The sequence below is a fragment of the Brachybacterium kimchii genome, from assembly GCF_023373525.1.
Classification (GTDB): domain Bacteria; phylum Actinomycetota; class Actinomycetes; order Actinomycetales; family Dermabacteraceae; genus Brachybacterium; species Brachybacterium kimchii.
In genome coordinates this window covers 2,381,886-2,397,319 of sequence record NZ_CP097218.1, presented here as the reverse complement: position 1 = coordinate 2,397,319, position 15,434 = coordinate 2,381,886, and the positions used below count along the sequence as shown (strand labels likewise).

Below are 15,434 nucleotides of genomic sequence, written 5' to 3'. Positions count from 1 at the left end.
GCATGCACGAGACCACGCCCACCGGCCGGCCCGGCCGCCGGCCCGCCGACCGACCGGACCCCATATCCGCGGACCTTCCCGGCGGCTCCTCCCTCGCCGGTTCTGCCAGCGGCGGCGGCTCCCTCGGCAGTCGTCGCCTCAGCCGCCGACGGCTCGGGGTCCTCGCGGCGCTCGGCCTGCTGCCGCTCGCCGGCTGCGGGCTGCGCCCCGCGACCGCCTACACGCCGGACGTCGCCCCCGGGAAGATCAAGCGCATCGACGACCTGCCCCAGGGCGCGCGCATCACCGTCACCGGCAAGAACTTCACCGAGCAGCTGATCCTCGGCAAGATCGGCGTGATCGCCGCCCGTGCCGCCGGCTTCGAGGTCGACGACCTCACCAACGTCCCCGGCAGCGTCCCCGTGCGCGAGCTCATGACCAACGGCGGGGCCGACATGACCTGGGAGTACACGGGCACCGCGTGGCTCACCTATCTGGGCGAGACCAAGGGCATCCCCGACAAGAAGAAGCAGTGGCAGGCCGTGCACGACGCGGACCTGGACAACGGCCTCACCTGGCTGCCGCCCGCGCCGCTGAACAACACCTACGCCCTCGCGGTGCGCAGCGAGGCCGTCGAGGAGCTGGGCGGCATCACGAAGCTCAGTCAGCTCGAGGACCTCCCCGTGAAGGACCGGACCATCTGCGTGGAGTCGGAGTTCAACTCCCGGGCCGACGGTCTCGTGCCGCTTCTGAAGGCCTACGACATCCCGCGCGGGAAGGACGACGGCGTCCCCGCCGGCAACATCAGCCTCTACGACACCGGCGCCGTGTACACCGCGACCGATCGGGGCAGCTGCAACTTCGGCGAGGTCTTCACGACCGACGGGCGCATCCAGAGCCTGGACCTGAAGATCCTCGAGGACGACCGCCACTACTTCCCCGCGTACAACGTGGCCCCGGTGCTGCGCACCGAGACGCTGAAGAAGCACCCCCAGCTGGAGGACGTCTACGAGGCGGTGACGCCCGAGCTCACCGACGACGCCCTGCGCTCGCTCAACCTGCGGGTCGACGAGGGCGGCGAGCTGCCGGCGGACGTCGCCTTCGACTTCATGGTCGAGCAGGGGCTGGTGTCCCGGCCGTAGGCCGCTCCCGCCGCGGACCCGTCTGTCCGTCGGCCCGCCGGCCCGTCGGCCCGCCGACGGGCGCCTCGGCTCGGTAGGATCGAACGGTCGCGTCCGACTCCACGCGCGGAGGTCCTCCCGGCATGTCACCTCGTCACCTGTCCTCCCGCGCCAGACCGCGCCCGGAGGAGCTGCGGGTCGACCTCCAGCACCTGCCCGTCGGCATCCCCGTGCGCGGTGCGCGCTTCTCCTGGGTGGTCCCGCAGCTGGGCGACTCCATGCAGAGGCTGCACCGCATACAGGTCGCTCGCTCGCCGCGCGGCTTCGGCAGCCCCCTCTGGGACACCGGCTGGGTGACCTCGGAGCGCTCGGTGGCCGTGCCCTACGAGGGACCGGACCTCGATGCCTCCACCCCGTACTGGTGGCGGGTCGCCGTGGACACCGACGCCCCCGGCGACTGGTCGAGCGCCCAGTGCTTCGTCACCGCGGCGGACGCCTGGGGCGGCGAGGCCATCTGGGGCCCGGTCGCGATGGACGAGTGGACCGCGGAGGACATCCCGTGGGTGCTGCTGCGCACCGAGTTCGATCTGCCCGCACAGCCCATCCGCGCCGCCTTCGTCGAGGCCGCGGGCCTGTCCCCGGAGGGCGGGCCGACGCCCCAGGGCCCCCGCGGCGGCCGACAGCACGTGTACAAGCTGTGGGCGAATGCGCAGGTCGTGGGCTACGGCAGCGTACGCTCGGGCTTCGAGGAGGCGATGTACCACACGCATGACCTCACCGGCGTGCTGCGGCCCGGCCGCAACGCCCTCGCCGCCCTGTGCTGGGCGGAGCAGGGGCGGGCGTTCAGCGCCCGCCTGGTGGTGGTCCTGGCCGACGGCACCCGCCTCGAGGTGCCGACCTCCACCCGCTGGCGGGCGTTCAGCGGGGCGATGATGCTGCCGGGCCTCGGGGACATCGGCGGCGGCTGGTTCCGGGCCCCGCGCGAGGACTGGGACATGCGGCACGAGCCCCGCGGCTGGCAGAGCCCCGGCTTCGACGACTCCGGGTGGGACCGCGCCCGGCCCAGCGAGGCCGAGCTGCCGCCGCCGATGCCCGCGACCGTCAGCATCCGCCACCACCTGGGCGAGACCGTGCGCGCCCACCGGGTGAGCGGGTCCGCGCCCGCCGGCTCCGCTCTCGCCGGGGCCGCGCCGGCCGGGCCCCCGGCCGCCGGTTCCCCGACCGGCTCGTCGGCACGGGTGGGCGGCGGTGAGATCTGGCGAGCTGACCTCGGCCGGGAGATCGTCGGCGGGATCCGCCTCGAGGTGGTCGGTCGCGCGGGCGTGCGGATCCGGGTGCGGCTCGGCGAGGAGCTCGAGGCCGACGGCACGGTGCGCTCCCGCTTGCGCACGAGCAACTTCTACGAGGAGACGTGGACCCTGCGCGACGGCCCGCAGACCATCGAGCACTGGGGGCTGCGCGCCTTCCGCCACGTCGAGCTCGAGGCCGACGCCGGCTCCGGCCTCGACCTCTCCCGCGCCCTGCGACCCGTGGTGCTGCGATCGCCGGCCATGGGCGGCGGCTCCTTCACCTCCTCCGACCCCGACCTGGACCGGGTGTGGGAGATGTGCCGGTACTCGATCGAGGCGACCAGCCAGGACCTCTACGTGGACACCCAGTCCCGCGAGCGCCTCCCCTACGAGGGGGACGCCCTGGTCAACCAGCGCTCCCAGTACGCCGTGGAGCCGTCGTTCGCGCTCGCCCGCAGCTCGCTGGCCTTCCTCGTCCGCCGCCCCACCTGGCCGGCCGAGTACCACCTGATGCCGCCGCTCATGGCCTGGGAGGACTATCTCGCCACGGGCGATGACCGGCGCCTGCGCGAGGACCTCCACTTCCTCGAGCAGGGCGGCTACCAGCATCTCCTCGACGGCGGCCTGGTCCGCAAGGACCCGGGCAGCGCGAGCGAGTGGGACGCCGACCTCGTCGACTGGCCGCAGAGCTCACGCGACGGCTTCGAGTTCACCGAGGTCAACACGGTCGTCAACGCCTTCCAGGCCGCGGCGTTCCGCGCCCTCGCCAGGATCGGCGAGGCGATCGGGGACGAGCGCGTCGCGCAGAGCTATGCGGAATCGGCCGCAGCGGCGACCTCCGCGCTGAACGACCGGATGCTCGGAGACGGCCCCTCCTACGTCGACGGGGAGGGCAGCGAGCACCGCTCCCAGCACGCGACCGCGATCCCCGTCGCCCTCGGCCTCGCACCGGCCGCGCGACTGCCCGCCCTCGGTGGGTTCCTCGCCTCCGGCGGCATGCGCATGAGCGTCTACGGGGCGCAGTTCCTGCTGGACGCCCTGTTCACCGCCGGACGCTCCCGCGAGGCGATCGCGCAGATGACGGCACGGACCACCGAGAGCTGGCTGCACCAGATCGACGACCTGGGCGCGAGCATCGTGCCCGAGGCCTGGGACTCCGCGCAGAAGCCCAACATGTCCTACTCGCACGCCTGGGGGACCACGCCGGTGAACGTCATCGCACGCTGGGTCCTCGGCGTCCAGGTGATCGAGCCGGGAGCCGCGCGGGTGCGCATCGCCCCGCATCCCGGCCCACTGGCACGGATCCGCGGGGTCGTGCCCACCATCCGCGGGCCCGTCGACGTCGACCTGGATCGTGACGCCGGTCGGCTCCGGGTGCACGTGCCGCCGAACACCCGCGCCGAGCTCGTCCTGGACCGTGCGGAGCTCGGGATCCACGGCCACCCGCGCATCGAGGCGCCGGGGGAGTGGGCGCTCGGTGCGAGCGAGGACGAGATCGTCCTCGACGGCGTCACCGCGGGGCACGTGCAGGTGCGCTGGCACGAGTGAGCAGCGCCTGAGGGGCGCGGGCCCTCGATCTCACGCGTCCGTGCCCGTGTCCCTGCCCGCGTCCGTGTCCGCGGGCGCATCGGCCGGAGCCGTGCGTCGCGCCGCTCGGCGCATCAGGAGCGCGCGGACCACCACGGCGAGGGCCGCGAGGACGATCACGACGGCGTGCAGCGGATGCAGGTCCTTGGTGAGGCTCGGGGCCGGATCCGGCCCGGCCAGGTGCAGTGCCAGACCGGAGCCGTAGGCGATGACGAGCAGGGCGGTCCAGGGACGCAGCGGACGCAGCCGGACATCGAGCAGGACGCTCAGCGCGGTGAGGATGACGGGGAGCACCGCGATCATCGCGAACCCTCCGGCGACGAGCACCGCGCTGGCGGCGGCGGAGATGAGGGCGGTGCGGGGGAGGGCGCGGCCTGTGCGGTTCATCGTGCCGCCTCCGCCGTGGTGCGCAGGTCGTCGAGCCAGCTGACGAGCCCTCCGCCGAGCATCTGCGCGGCGGCCTCGGCATCGTCTCCCTCGAGGGATTCCAGCACCTCGGCGTCCCAGGACTCCTCGGTGTGCACGAGCGTCCCGTCCTCGGTCTCCGTGACCGTCCAGAGGTGGGTTCCCTTGTCGATCGTCAGCGTGTCGCCGACGGCCGGGCCCTCCCAGAGCACGCAGTGACCGGGGTCGATCTGCCGCACGGTGGAGGTGATGTGCAGGGTGTCCGCGGCGGAGATGTCGGATTCCGGCACCGGCGTCGTCCAGCGGAACTGGGAGCCCTTCGCGAGCGGCCCGGAGTCCAGGCGCTCGATGCTCGTCACGGCGCTCTGCCAGTCGGCCCAGGTCTCGACGTCGGTGAGGGTCTTCCAGACCGTGTCGGCGGGGGCGTCGACGAGGAGGTCGTGCGCGCTCGTCACCGAGGCGGAGGTGTCGATGCCCTCGCCCCCGCACGTGGCCTTGCCGGCGGTGCTCGTGGTGACGTCGGCGGGGGCTGCCGCCGACCCGCCGGCATCGGAGGCATCGGAGCCGTCCGAGCCGTCCGGGGCCTCGATGGCGGATGGTTCGGCGTCGTCGGCGGCCGAGCGAGCGTCGGGTGAGGGGGAGCCGCACGCGGTGGCGACGGCGAACAGGGTCGTGGCGGCAGCAGCGACGAGGCTGAGGCGTAGGGGGCGTCGAGTGATGGTCATGGCGGTTCCTCTGTCCACGGTGGCCGGCTCGAAGGGAGCCGGCGAGGTGAATGTGGCCGAACGATCGTAACCTTACGGCCGTTTACTCAAGTTGCGCAAGACCCTCCGACATCTTCGGTGAACGCATGTAAGGTCAGGGCATGAGCACGTCGACGACTGATGGGGGTGCGCCGCCCGCACGCAGGCGCAATCCGCGCGGCGAGGGGGAGCGCCTCAAGGGCGAGATCAGCGATGCGGCACTCGCGCTCCTGGACGAGACGGGGGACGCCGGCGCGGTGACGCTGCGGGCCGTCGCCCGCCGGGTGGGCATCTCCGCCCCGTCGATCTACGGGCACTTCGAGAACCGCCAGCAGATCCTGCTCGCCGCACTCACCCGCGCCTTCGCCGAGATCGACGCCGAGCTGCGCCGGGTCGTCGAGGCGGCGGGGCCGGACAGCCGTGACCGGCTCCTTGCGCTCTGCGAGGGCTACCTCGATTTCGCCCGCGCCCGCCCCCACCGGTACCTCGTCATGTACGGCGGGGTCTGGAACGCGGCGCAGGACATGGCCGATGACGCCGTCCCACGCCATGAGGTGGCCGCCCTGGGCATCGCGACGCTCGAACTGCTCCAGGAGCTCCTGGCGGCGTGCGTCGCCGACGGCAGCTCGCAGAGCACGGATCCGGACGCCGATGCGATCGCGCTGTGGGTCGCGATGCACGGGCTCGCACACCAGAGGATCGTCTCGACCGCCTTCACCTGGCCGCCCGACATCGACTCCCGCCTCGTCGCGAGGATGGCCTACATCTGACCAGCTTCGCCGCCGGCGGGAGCGGTCGCGGACCGATCAGCCGCGCCGCCTCGGCGGTACGGACGGGTCGCCGCGGTGCGTGAGGAGCCGAGCGCTTCGTAGACGCGCTGCGCGTCCGGTCGATGCTCGGACTGTCACCCGCTGTGGGCGAATCCGTCCGTCCTCCGCAGCTCGGCGAGCCATTCCTCGCCCACGCGTGCGCCGTCGGGGAACGCGTCCTCGACGTCGAACCGCCAGGTCGTGGCGAGGGCCAGCGTGAGCCGTCGGCACTGGGCGAGCAGGGTCGCGTCGGGGTGCGCGGGGCCGCCGTGATCGGTGCTCGCCGCGGACCGGTAGTGCTCAGCGCCCTCGGGCCGAAGATGCGCGAGGTCGAACTCGACCGGTCCTCGGCAGCATGTCTCGAGATCGATGAACACGGGGCCGCGTGGCGAGTCGAGGATGTTGCCCGGATGCGGCTCGCCGTGCAGCAGCTGCTCGCGACCCGTGGACCCCACGGCGTCGCGCAGCTCCACGAGCGTCCCGCGCAGCAGATCCCGATCCTGAGTGCGGAGCCGTGGGGAGCGCTCGCGGTCGTCGAGAAGTTCGAGCGCGCTGCGGACGCGATCGGTGAAGCGCGGCGCCGGGACGTCGACGCTGCGCATCGCCGCGTGCAGGTGCGCGAGGGCCTCGGCGAGGGCGGCGGGAGCCGTCGGCGCCCGATCGGGACTGCCGGAAGGATCCACCCAGCTCCACAGGGAGACCTCGAAGCCGTCGCGCAGGCGGGCGGCCGGCGCCACGCGCGGATCCGGGGCGACCACGGGAGCGCCCGCGTCTGCGAGACGGACGGCGAGATCCAGCTCGAATGCTGCGATCGGCTGGTCCGCCGGGCCCACGCGCGCCACGACCGCGCTCGGCAGCAGGAGGAGCACCGCCTTGTTGGAGTTGCTGAGGACTCGCGCCTCGTGGGCATCGAGCCCCTGGGCGCGGGCGACCTCGAGAGCGGCGGTGATTGCGCGGGAGAGTCGGGAGGGATCCATGGTGCGGGCCTAGGCGTGCTCGTCGAGGCCGTCGTGCTCGTCGTGCTCGTCGAACTCGTCGAGCATCGCCACGAGCTTCGCGACCGTGTTCATGTTCCGCGCGGTGCCGTTCTCGGCGGCAGGGATCCGCAGGCGGGAGGTGCCCATGCCGGAGGGGTAGTGCACATAGATCTCCTGCGCGCCGAGCACCATCTGCTCGTCGGCCGCGCCGCGCACGCGCTCGAGGGCGTCGGCCGGGGGAGGAGCGTCCAGGAAGATCACCATCGCGCGGTTCCCGGGGACGTGGGGGAACGGGTTCGCGGCGAGGACCGCGCGCATCTGGTCGGCGGTGCGCACGATCGCCCCCACGGGGCGTCCCGCGTGCTGCTCGAGCCGGGCCTCGAGCGCGCCGCGCACCGCGTCGGCCGCATCCTCCGAGCGCAGCACGACGTTGCCGCTGGCGATGTAGGTGCGCACGTCGGCGAAGCCGAGCGCGGTGCACATCTCCCGCAGCTCCGCCATCGGCAGCTTCCCGGTCCCGCCCACGTTGACGGCGCGCAGCAGCACGGCATAGCTGGTCATCGTCGACCTCCTCGCGCGTCGCCCGGTGCACGCAAGCTTCCCACGGCTTCAGCTCGCGCGGGCGGCGTGCGTGAGCAGGAGTCCTCGCGTGTGCGGGTCCGGGTGCGTAGCGTGTCGGGGATGCGCCCGTTCCGACCGCGCGAGAAGACCCGCCCCCGGGGTCTGCGCCCCGAGACCGTCACCGATCTCCTCCAGATCGTGAAGTCCGTGCTCGCGGCCGCGTTCGCCTGGTGGCTGGCCTCGGCGGTCCTGCATTCCACGATGCCGTTCCTCGCGCCCTGGGTCGCGCTGCTCACGGTGTATCCGACGGTCTTCGAGTCCTTCCGGCGGGGCGCGCAGTCCACGGCGGCGTCATGGCTGGGCGTCGCGCTCTCCTTCGTGATCGGCGTGACGCTCGGGACGTCGGTGTGGACTCTCGCGGTCGCACTCCTGGTGGCGCTCGCCCTGGCCAGGATCCGATGGATCCGGGAGGAGGGCATCGCGATCGCGACCACGGTGATCTTCGTGCTCGGAGCCGGATCGGCAGGCGACGTGAGCCTTCTGACCGATCGCATCCTCGAGGTCGCGCTGGGCGCGCTCGTGGGGATCGTGGTGAACCTGCTGCTGATCCCGCCGCTGCGGGATCGGCAGGCCGCGCGCTACGTGGACAGCGTGAACCGCCGGATGGGCGAGGTCCTCCTCTCCATGTCCGACGAGTTCCGCACGTCGTGGGAGACCGATCGCGCCCAGGAATGGCTCGAGGAGACCGAGTCGATGAGCAGCGACCTCGCGTCGGCATGGTCGACGGTGCGATCGGCGCACGAGAGCAGGCGTGCCAACCCGCGCAACCGCCTGCGCTCGACCCGGTCGCAGAGGGAAGGCGAGTCATCACCGCCCGAGGAGAAGAGCGGATACACGCAGATCCTCTCCCGGATCGACGAGGGCATCTCCCATCTGCGGCACATGGCCCGCACTCTGCGCGAGGCCAGCAGCGCGGAACGCCCGTGGGACCAGAAGTTCCGGGAGGATTGGGCCGACCTCGTCGGCGACACCGGGAGATCCGTCGCGGACCCCGACGCGGACGTCGCCCCGATCCTGGACCGGATCGATGCCCTGGCCGACGAGCTCACGGGCAGGGAGGGCCTGCGCAGCACCAGCTGGCCGCTCTACGGGTCGCTGCTGACGAGCCTGCGCCACATCGTGGCGGTCGTCGACGATGTCGCGACCGCGCGCGAGGCACGGGAGCCGGGACACGCACAGGCCGACGCGGAGAAGCGACCCCAGGAGGAGTGACCCCTGGAGAACCGGCAGCGTCGACGCCCAGGCGTCCTCTCAGGCTCCCTCTCAGACGTCCTCGGAGCGCAGCGGCGAACCGGCAACGTCGAAGCGGAACCCGCCGAAGGAGCCGCTGAGCAGCGGGCGCGCCGCGGTGATCGCGGCCGAGACGTCCGGATCCGAGAGCGACTCGCGATGGGCCTGCGCGCTCTCCCAGATCTCTACGACGAAGACCGTGTCGGGCTCCTCGTCGTTCGTGCCGACCTCATAGGCGAGGCAGCCGAGCTCGCGGAGCCGGTCGTTGCGCTGGATCAGTCGGGAGACGAGCTCGTCACGTGCTCCGGCGACGGTGCCGAGAGTGCCTGCGTTCACGAAGGTCATGGAATGAGAGTAGGGGCCGAGCCCCGCATGCGCGCGGGGCGCGACCAAAGCTCCGAGGTCGCGCCCGACGCCCTCCGTCACCGCGCCGTCGCGGCCCGCCGCAGACCGAGCACCGGCGCCGCGAGCGCGGTGCCCACCCGCGCGAGCTGCGCCATCGGCGGCTTCGCGAGACGGCGCTGCCACACGATCGGCGTCATGGAGGTGCGGATCGCCGCGCCCGCGTAGGCGTGGAGGGCGCGCTCGTACTCGTGCACGGCGACCGGGATGGTCGTCGTCCCCTGCGATGCGTCGATCAGGGCGCTGGCCAGCGCCTCCGCATCGCGCACGGCGGTCGCCGCCGCACGCCCGCCGGTCGGGGGCATGGCGTGCACGGCGTCGCCGAGCGCCGTCACGGGCCCCGAGGACCACGGGGTGAGGTGGGCGTCGGGGTCGCTCGCGTGATAGCGGAAGGTGTCGACGCTCCCCGGCTCCGCATCCTTCACCAGACGGCGGATCAGGGGCGACCAGCCCTTCAGCAGAGCGTCCGTGGCGCTCAGGGCCGCGGCCGTGCCGTCCCTGCGGGCATGGGGGAGACGGTCGAGCGTTGCGTTCACGCCCCAGTAGACGAAGGGCGGCTGGTCGGCCCGTGCGTAGGAGCGCTCGCCGTCGGCGCCGGCGCCGACGGACACCGCAGGACCCTGCGTCGTGTCCTGCGGCGTGACGAAGATGCTCGTGCCGCCGGGGCCGATCCCCAGGATCGACCCCGTGGACAGGGAGGCGGGGAGCATGCTCCGCAGGGCCGGGGTCAGAGGGCTGCGGCCGGCGATGCCTCCGATGCCCACCGGGGAGGCGGTGGGCCGGCCGGCGAGTGCCTCGGCGACCTTCGAGTTCGCGCCGTCGGCGCCCACCAGCACGTCGGCCGTGTCGGTGGAGCCGTCCGAGAAGTGCGCCCGCACGCTGCCGTTCTCCAGCACCTCGTGGCCGACGTAGGAGCTGCCCCAGGTGATCGCGTCCTCGATGCCCGAGGTCAGCACGGTGCGCAGCGGCACCCGGCCGACGAAGAGCATCTCCTCGTCGAGCGGGATCGGGGCCTGCGCGAGAGGGCGCAGCCGGTGATCGGTGAAGGTGATGCGTCGATGGGAGGAGCGGTTCGCGGAGCTCGCCAGCAGCGCCTCGTAGGCGCTGGGCGGAAGGTGGCGGCGCAGCACGGCGCAGGCTTCGTCGTCGAGGTGCAGCTGGTAGCCGCCCGTCGCGGCGACGTGCGGATCGCGGTCGTGGACGGCGACCGCGATGCCTGCCGCGTGCAGTGCCTGGGCGAGGGCCAGGCCTCCGATGCCTGCTCCGATGATGAGGACGCGCATGGGTGTTTCTCCGGATCCATAGGTGTGGACGACTGCTACGCAATGAATATAGCGCGCTATATCGAATATGGCGACGGAGACGTGCGGCACATGACGGAGAGTGCTCGCGGGGTGCGTGAGGGCATGGCGCGCCCCGTCCGCTGGGTGCGGGCGCGACGTGGCTCAGCGCAATGCGCGCGGTGCGGCGGGGGAGGGGCGACCGAGGGCCGGCGACCGGGTCGGGCGGGCTGTGCTCAGGCGGCCGGGCGGGTGAGCTGTGCGAGGAGGGACTGGGCGAGCCACGCCTCGTACTGGTCGTCGTCCCAGCCCAGCCCGGCGGTCCCGCGGAAGTAGAGCTCGAGGGCGCTCAGCATCCAGGCGCGGTCCACGGCGTCCTCGCGCGAGAGTCCGACGGCGAGGGCGTCCGCCTCCGCGAGAGCGTTGACGATCGGGGCGAGCCATGCGCGGGATCGCTGCTCGCCGCGCTCCTTGAGCTCGGCCACGGCGGGATCGCCTGCCGCCCCCATCGCTGCAGGCCAGATGCCCTGTCCGCCGGAGTAGAGAGCGCGCAGGAAGGCCGCGTACAGGGCGAGGCGGCGGCGAGGGTCCTGCTCGGAACGGATCCTGGCGTCCCACGCCTCGCTCTGCGCCTCCTGCTCGAGGCCCTCGAGCATCGCGCCGACGATCGCGGACTTCGAGCCGAAGGTCGCGTACACCGTCGGCGCGGCGACCTCCGCCCGCGCGGCGATCATCGCGACGGTGGTGGAGGCGAATCCTTCGCTCGTGAACAGCTCCCGGGCGGCGCGCACGATCCGACGTCGTGTCTCCGCCGCGCGCTCCTCCCGCAGGGTCGACCGGTAGGCGCGCCGCGTGGGCGCGGGACCGTCGTTCGAGGAGGTGGGCACGCTGGGAGGGTACCAATCGGTGGGGAGGCCGATCCTCGCAGCGCGGCTCCACTCATGCCTGCGCCGCGCGCCGCCAGTCCCTGGCGTGCTGGACCGCCAGGCAGGCGCAGATGATCATCAGCGCCGGGTAGATGAGCTGCGACCAGCTGAGGGTCCAGTCGGGATCGGTGAGGCCGATGAGCCCCACGAGCGGCCACAGCACCACCAGCGCGGAGTACAGCAGTGTGAGCCGCCGCGGGGCGGTGCGCGGATCGGCCGGCAGGGAGCGGGCGAAGTCCTCGGGCGCTCCGAATTCGCCGACCAGCGAGGAGTCGCCGTCGGCCGCATGAGCTCCCGCCTCGGCGAGTGCGCTGTCGATCCGGGAGCCGGTCAGATCCCCGCGTCGGCGCAGTGCGCCCCTCGCGCGGGAGAGCCACTGCTCGTCCCCGAGGCGGGAGGCCTCGAGGATCTGCTGGGCGGTGATCGGCGGGGCCGGGGCGGGCGCGGGCTTCGGCCAGACCTTCCCGATCACCCAGGCCAGACCGGCGTACACCGGCACCATCACCACCACGAGCAGGCTCGGCACGCCCAGGCGGACGCCGCCGAGCGGGATCATGACGTTCGCGGCGACCGCGGCGCCGGCGGCGACGGTCAGGGCGCACAGCAGGATCGTCACCGGGAACGAGAAGCGCCCCAGCGCCCGCTTGTACACCGTGATCGTCGCGACCAGGAGGGCGCCCAGCAGCAGCGGCGCGATCGCGAGCCCGATGCTGAGGCCCGCCCGCAGGTCATCGCCGATCAGCAGGGAGATCAGCTCCGCGACGAAGAACAGGGCGGCGAGTCCTGCGGCGAGGCCGAACGCGGTCAGCACGCTCTCGCGCGGACCCATGAGCAGGCTGTCGTCGAACACGTCGACGCCCGAGGCCCTGAGCTCCGCGACCTGCTCGTCGGCCCAGTCGCCGGGCGCTCCCCACAGGGCCGAAGGCGCCTCCTGGGCCTCCGCGAGGGTCTGTGCGGCGCCGGTGAGCAGCTGCTCGGCGACCTCGACCTGCACGTCCGCGAAGACCAGGCGCGCGAAGGCCAGTTCGGCCCAGTCCGTGTCGGTGGCCTCGCCGCGGGCGGCGAGGAACGCCTCTTCGGCGCGCCGCAGCTGTTCGCCCGACGGCCGCTCGATCGCGGTGCTCGCGTTCGGGGCGGGCGCGGGGTCATCGGCGGTGGTCATCGGTTCCTCCTGTCGATGCGGCGGCGGGTGCGGGGTCGGAGCGTGCGGGCTCGATGTGCGAGGCGGTGGCGGGTGCGGAGGTGGCGACAGTGTCGTCGGGTCGGAGTGCCTCGGCGAGGTCCGTGAGCTGGGTGCGTTCGCGTGCGAGCCGGTCGCGACCCGCGCCGGTGAGCGTGTACTGGCGGCGCGCGGGCCCCGAGGCGCCCGGCGTCCAGGCCGCCTCGATCGCCCCCGCCTCCTCGAGCTTCGCCAGGGCCGGGTACAGCGATCCGCCGCGCGGGACTCCGAAGCCCCGAGCGCCGAGCGCCTGGGCGATCGCGTAGCCGTGGAGAGGAGTCCCGTCCAGGCTCGCGAGGATCGCCGTGGGCAGCAGCGCGCGCACCCACATCGGCGGCCACGAGGGCTCGGTGCTCGGGTGCTCGGGTGGGACGTCCGGTAGATCCGTCATGGAGCTAAGTATAGAACGTACATAGCGAGTGTGGCGTGGGTGCGCGCGTCCCCGAGGCCCCGTGAGATCACCCGCGGTCCCGTGAGGGCACCCGCGGTCGCGCGATCGCACCTGGGCCAGGGGTCGCGCGCCATGACGCGGAGCCGCTCGCCTCAGCGATGCACTGTGACCGCGTCGACCGCGGCGAGCTCCTCGGGTGTGGGCGGCTCGACGAGCTCCAGGATGCGGTCGAGCTCTTTCGGCGGGATGGGGACCGCGCCCGCGGCTCGGGCCCCAGCGCGCTCGGCGAGCCGTCGCAGCAGCTCCTCGCGGCCGACGTCGAAGACGTGCCAGTGGATGCGTGCGCCACGGGCCCGGGCGTCGGTGAACGTGCGAGTGCGCTCGTCGCGCATCCAGAGGCCGTCCTCGAGGATCACGTCGACCCCGCGCTCGAGCAGCGTGAGCGCGTGGGCGTAGAGATGCCGCTGCAGCCGCTCGTGGAAGTCGTCATCGGTGAGGTCGACTCCGAGTGCGTCCTGCCAGTCGTCGGTCGAGATCCGCAGGCCGACGCCGTCGGCCTCGAGGCGCCGGGCGAGCGTCGTCTTGCCCGCACCGGGCGGGCCGTGGAACAGGGTGAGCGCGGGGGAGTGGTCGGGCACGTGGAGAGAGTATCGACGAGGGACGTCGGCGGCCCTCACAGCGCCCGCACGAACACTCGGAGCGCCTCCGGTCGTCCCTGGTCGTCGACGTCGGTCGTGCTGCGCATCTCGTGCGAGAACACGAATCCGGCCTTCTCCGCCACGCGCTGGGACGCCGGATTCTCGGCCGACGCGCGGATCGCCGCCCGCTCGCCCAGGTGCCGCTCGGCGATGATCCCGCACACCAGATCGACGGCGCGCACCGCGACGCCCCGCCCGCGAATCCACGGCGCGACCCCGTAGGCGATGTTCACGTCGCCGGGCTCGAGGCCATCGTTGACCTGCGGGTCGAAGTCGACGGTGCCCACGCAGGCCCCGTCGGCCCATATGCCGAAGGCGCGCTTCGAACGACCTACCTTCGCCTCGCGCTCCAGGCGGTCGATGAACTCCTCGGTGCCCCGCACCGTGCTGCGGCCTCCGCTGAGGAACCGCACGGTCGCGTCGTCCTCGGCGGCGACGATCGCGCGCGCGTCCTCGCGACGGAGCGCCCGCAGCGTGATGTCCATGACGCGAACATAGGGCGGGCTCCCGGGACGGGACAAGGAAATTCCCTGGCCACCGAGGGGTCTGAGCCCCAGACTTCCGAGCATGGACGACACGAGGCGCTTCGGCCCCATGCTCGCGGGGGAGCGGGAGACCCTGGATCACTGGGTCGACTTCTACCGCGAGACCCTGCTGCTCAAGATCGACGGCCTGGACGCCGCGCAGCTGTGCGAGAGGCCCCTCCCGCCCTCGACCCTGAGCCCGATCGGGATCCTCCGCCACCTCACCGAGGTCCAGGCGTACTGGCTGCGCGAGGTCACGCTCGACGAGGAGCTCCCGGACTACTACTGCACGCAGGCCAGCCCCGACGGCGACTTCGACGACATCGACCCCGCCACCGCGCTCGCCGACGTGGAGCGCTACCGCCGCGAGATCGAGACTACGCGCGCGGCCGCGGCGAGCTCGGCGGACCTCGACGGCCCGGTGCGCGGACTGCGCCGCGGGGAGCATTTGAACCTGCGCTGGATCCTCACCCACCTCATCGAGGAGTACGCCCGGCATCTGGGGCATCTCGACCTCGTGCGCGAGGCGATCGACGGCCGCGTCGGGTACTGAGAGGCGTCACGGCGGCGTCGCCGCAGGGCAGAGAGGCGAAGCGCTTCATCGCGCTGCGACGGCTTGTCCTCCCGATGGCGGCCGACTCGTCCACATTGCCGGATGTGTTCTGGTCAGGGTCGCCGGTCCTGGCTAGGGTCGTCACGTCGCGAGGCCTCGCCGACCGAGGCGCAGGGCCGGGTCACCTCGCGACGAGAGGGACGAGTAGACATGATCATCTGGCGCGGCTGGGGAATCCTCGCGGTCCTGTACATCGGGGCGCTGATCGGACTGCTGGTGGGCGGGCTCGGTGCGGGCGTGCTGCGCTTCGAGGGAGCGATGCCGCTGATGGCGGGCGTGGCGCTGCTCCTCGGCGGCGCGATCACCACGCTGCACGGCTGGTACGTGAACATCACGGCCCCGCGCAGCCGCGCGACCGCCTGGGCGCTCGAGGCCGAGCCCAAGATGCAGGCGGCCGCCCAGGCCGGCGCCTTCGCGATCGACGGCGTCATGCCCCGCAGCCGCGAAGAGGCCGATTCCATGATCGATGCCGAGATCGCGCGCGGCCGGGCGCTCATCGGCCGCCACGGCCCGCACTCGTTGTTCTTCGTGCCGATGGAGGCCATCGGCATCCTCGCCATGGTGAGCGGCCTCGGATTCCTCGGCGTCGGGGTGTTCCTGACGATCATGGGGTGAGCGCT

Annotated in this window: 17 protein-coding genes; 6 read left to right on the top strand and 11 right to left on the bottom strand. The window is 72.7% G+C overall.

The genetic code is table 11. From position 1 onward, the window contains the following. Positions 1 to 2: 2 nt before the first annotated feature. Both M4486_RS11180 and M4486_RS11175 read left to right on the top strand, forming a co-directional pair. Complete coding sequence (locus M4486_RS11180) at positions 3 to 1,121, top strand: glycine betaine ABC transporter substrate-binding protein (protein ID WP_249477242.1); 1,119 nt, start codon at positions 3 to 5, stop codon at positions 1,119 to 1,121. Between the two features lie 122 nt (positions 1,122 to 1,243). Further along, positions 1,244 to 3,937, top strand: coding sequence for a family 78 glycoside hydrolase catalytic domain (locus M4486_RS11175; RefSeq protein ID WP_249477241.1), 2,694 nt, complete (start codon positions 1,244 to 1,246; stop codon positions 3,935 to 3,937). Positions 3,938 to 3,967: 30 nt separating this feature from the next. Here the strand turns inward: M4486_RS11175 and M4486_RS11170 are convergent, their stop codons facing one another. After that, entirely contained in the window at positions 3,968 to 4,363 is a 396-nt protein-coding gene (locus tag M4486_RS11170; RefSeq protein WP_249477240.1) for a hypothetical protein, read from the bottom strand. Continuing rightward, positions 4,360 to 5,106 carry an SRPBCC family protein gene (locus M4486_RS11165; protein ID WP_249477239.1) on the bottom strand — a complete coding sequence of 249 codons (747 nt, stop codon included), beginning with the start codon at positions 5,104 to 5,106 and terminating at the stop codon, positions 4,360 to 4,362. The genes M4486_RS11170 and M4486_RS11165 overlap by 4 nt, the downstream gene beginning before the upstream one ends. A 140-nt stretch (positions 5,107 to 5,246) precedes the next feature. On the opposite strand from M4486_RS11165, the gene M4486_RS11160 reads away from it, so the two are divergent. Beyond that, positions 5,247 to 5,894, top strand: coding sequence for a TetR/AcrR family transcriptional regulator (locus tag M4486_RS11160; RefSeq protein ID WP_249477238.1), 648 nt, complete (start codon positions 5,247 to 5,249; stop codon positions 5,892 to 5,894). 134 nt (positions 5,895 to 6,028) lie between these two features. Here the strand turns inward: M4486_RS11160 and M4486_RS11155 are convergent, their stop codons facing one another. Together M4486_RS11155 and M4486_RS11150 are read right to left on the bottom strand one after the other, a co-directional pair. Continuing rightward, positions 6,029 to 6,910, bottom strand: a complete 882-nt coding sequence (locus M4486_RS11155; protein ID WP_249477237.1) for a phosphotransferase — start codon at positions 6,908 to 6,910, stop codon at positions 6,029 to 6,031. Positions 6,911 to 6,919: 9 nt separating this feature from the next. Then, entirely contained in the window at positions 6,920 to 7,471 is a 552-nt protein-coding gene (locus tag M4486_RS11150) for a DUF1697 domain-containing protein (RefSeq protein ID WP_249477236.1), read from the bottom strand. A gap of 120 nt (positions 7,472 to 7,591) precedes the next feature. On the opposite strand from M4486_RS11150, the gene M4486_RS11145 reads away from it, so the two are divergent. Continuing rightward, the gene (locus M4486_RS11145) at positions 7,592 to 8,743 is read left to right on the top strand and encodes an FUSC family protein (RefSeq protein ID WP_249477235.1); all 1,152 of its coding nucleotides are present in this window, start codon (positions 7,592 to 7,594) and stop codon (positions 8,741 to 8,743) included. Between the two features lie 51 nt (positions 8,744 to 8,794). Here M4486_RS11145 and M4486_RS11140 read toward each other — a convergent pair whose 3' ends face one another. From M4486_RS11140 to M4486_RS11110, 7 genes are all read right to left on the bottom strand, one after another. Next, positions 8,795 to 9,106, bottom strand: coding sequence for a putative quinol monooxygenase (locus tag M4486_RS11140; protein ID WP_249477234.1), 312 nt, complete (start codon positions 9,104 to 9,106; stop codon positions 8,795 to 8,797). A gap of 77 nt (positions 9,107 to 9,183) precedes the next feature. After that, entirely contained in the window at positions 9,184 to 10,446 is a 1,263-nt protein-coding gene (locus M4486_RS11135) for an FAD-dependent oxidoreductase (protein ID WP_249477233.1), read from the bottom strand. A 233-nt stretch (positions 10,447 to 10,679) separates the two neighbouring features. Continuing rightward, positions 10,680 to 11,330 (bottom strand): TetR/AcrR family transcriptional regulator, encoded by a 651-nt coding sequence (locus M4486_RS11130; RefSeq protein ID WP_249477232.1) that lies wholly within the window; start codon positions 11,328 to 11,330, stop codon positions 10,680 to 10,682. Between the two features lie 52 nt (positions 11,331 to 11,382). Then, positions 11,383 to 12,531 carry a hypothetical protein gene (locus M4486_RS11125; RefSeq protein ID WP_249477231.1) on the bottom strand — a complete coding sequence of 383 codons (1,149 nt, stop codon included), beginning with the start codon at positions 12,529 to 12,531 and terminating at the stop codon, positions 11,383 to 11,385. After that, positions 12,515 to 12,979, bottom strand: coding sequence for a PadR family transcriptional regulator (locus M4486_RS11120; protein WP_249477230.1), 465 nt, complete (start codon positions 12,977 to 12,979; stop codon positions 12,515 to 12,517). The genes M4486_RS11125 and M4486_RS11120 overlap by 17 nt, the downstream gene beginning before the upstream one ends. Positions 12,980 to 13,131: 152 nt before the next feature. Beyond that, a complete protein-coding gene (locus M4486_RS11115; RefSeq protein WP_249477229.1) occupies positions 13,132 to 13,617 on the bottom strand; it encodes a P-loop nucleotide/nucleoside kinase family protein in 486 nt (161 codons plus the stop codon). Between the two features lie 35 nt (positions 13,618 to 13,652). Continuing rightward, positions 13,653 to 14,162 carry a GNAT family N-acetyltransferase gene (locus tag M4486_RS11110; protein WP_249477228.1) on the bottom strand — a complete coding sequence of 170 codons (510 nt, stop codon included), beginning with the start codon at positions 14,160 to 14,162 and terminating at the stop codon, positions 13,653 to 13,655. Between the two features lie 82 nt (positions 14,163 to 14,244). Here M4486_RS11110 and M4486_RS11105 point away from each other — a divergent pair, with 82 nt between their 5' ends. Both M4486_RS11105 and M4486_RS11100 read left to right on the top strand, forming a co-directional pair. After that, positions 14,245 to 14,754, top strand: coding sequence for a DinB family protein (locus M4486_RS11105; protein WP_249477227.1), 510 nt, complete (start codon positions 14,245 to 14,247; stop codon positions 14,752 to 14,754). A gap of 210 nt (positions 14,755 to 14,964) precedes the next feature. Beyond that, on the top strand, positions 14,965 to 15,429 hold the full coding sequence (locus M4486_RS11100) for a hypothetical protein (protein WP_249477226.1): 465 nt from the start codon (positions 14,965 to 14,967) through the stop codon (positions 15,427 to 15,429). Positions 15,430 to 15,434: the final 5 nt, after the last annotated feature.

Excerpts from the sequence above, each read along its gene's own strand:
- M4486_RS11165 (WP_249477239.1), bottom strand. The coding sequence starts at position 5,106 with ATGACCATCACTCGACGCCCCCTACGCCTCAGCCTCGTCGCTGCTGCC.
- M4486_RS11125 (WP_249477231.1), bottom strand. The coding sequence starts at position 12,531 with ATGACCACCGCCGATGACCCCGCGCCCGCCCCGAACGCGAGCACCGCG.
- M4486_RS11135 (WP_249477233.1), bottom strand. The coding sequence starts at position 10,446 with ATGCGCGTCCTCATCATCGGAGCAGGCATCGGAGGCCTGGCCCTCGCC.
- M4486_RS11145 (WP_249477235.1), top strand. The coding sequence starts at position 7,592 with ATGCGCCCGTTCCGACCGCGCGAGAAGACCCGCCCCCGGGGTCTGCGC.
- M4486_RS11110 (WP_249477228.1), bottom strand. The coding sequence starts at position 14,162 with ATGGACATCACGCTGCGGGCGCTCCGTCGCGAGGACGCGCGCGCGATC.
- M4486_RS11150 (WP_249477236.1), bottom strand. The coding sequence starts at position 7,471 with ATGACCAGCTATGCCGTGCTGCTGCGCGCCGTCAACGTGGGCGGGACC.
- M4486_RS11180 (WP_249477242.1), top strand. The coding sequence starts at position 3 with ATGCACGAGACCACGCCCACCGGCCGGCCCGGCCGCCGGCCCGCCGAC.
- M4486_RS11155 (WP_249477237.1), bottom strand. The coding sequence starts at position 6,910 with ATGGATCCCTCCCGACTCTCCCGCGCAATCACCGCCGCTCTCGAGGTC.
- M4486_RS11175 (WP_249477241.1), top strand. The coding sequence starts at position 1,244 with ATGTCACCTCGTCACCTGTCCTCCCGCGCCAGACCGCGCCCGGAGGAG.
- M4486_RS11170 (WP_249477240.1), bottom strand. The coding sequence starts at position 4,363 with ATGAACCGCACAGGCCGCGCCCTCCCCCGCACCGCCCTCATCTCCGCC.
- M4486_RS11120 (WP_249477230.1), bottom strand. The coding sequence starts at position 12,979 with ATGACGGATCTACCGGACGTCCCACCCGAGCACCCGAGCACCGAGCCC.
- M4486_RS11105 (WP_249477227.1), top strand. The coding sequence starts at position 14,245 with ATGGACGACACGAGGCGCTTCGGCCCCATGCTCGCGGGGGAGCGGGAG.
- M4486_RS11160 (WP_249477238.1), top strand. The coding sequence starts at position 5,247 with ATGAGCACGTCGACGACTGATGGGGGTGCGCCGCCCGCACGCAGGCGC.
- M4486_RS11140 (WP_249477234.1), bottom strand. The coding sequence starts at position 9,106 with ATGACCTTCGTGAACGCAGGCACTCTCGGCACCGTCGCCGGAGCACGT.
- M4486_RS11100 (WP_249477226.1), top strand. The coding sequence starts at position 14,965 with ATGATCATCTGGCGCGGCTGGGGAATCCTCGCGGTCCTGTACATCGGG.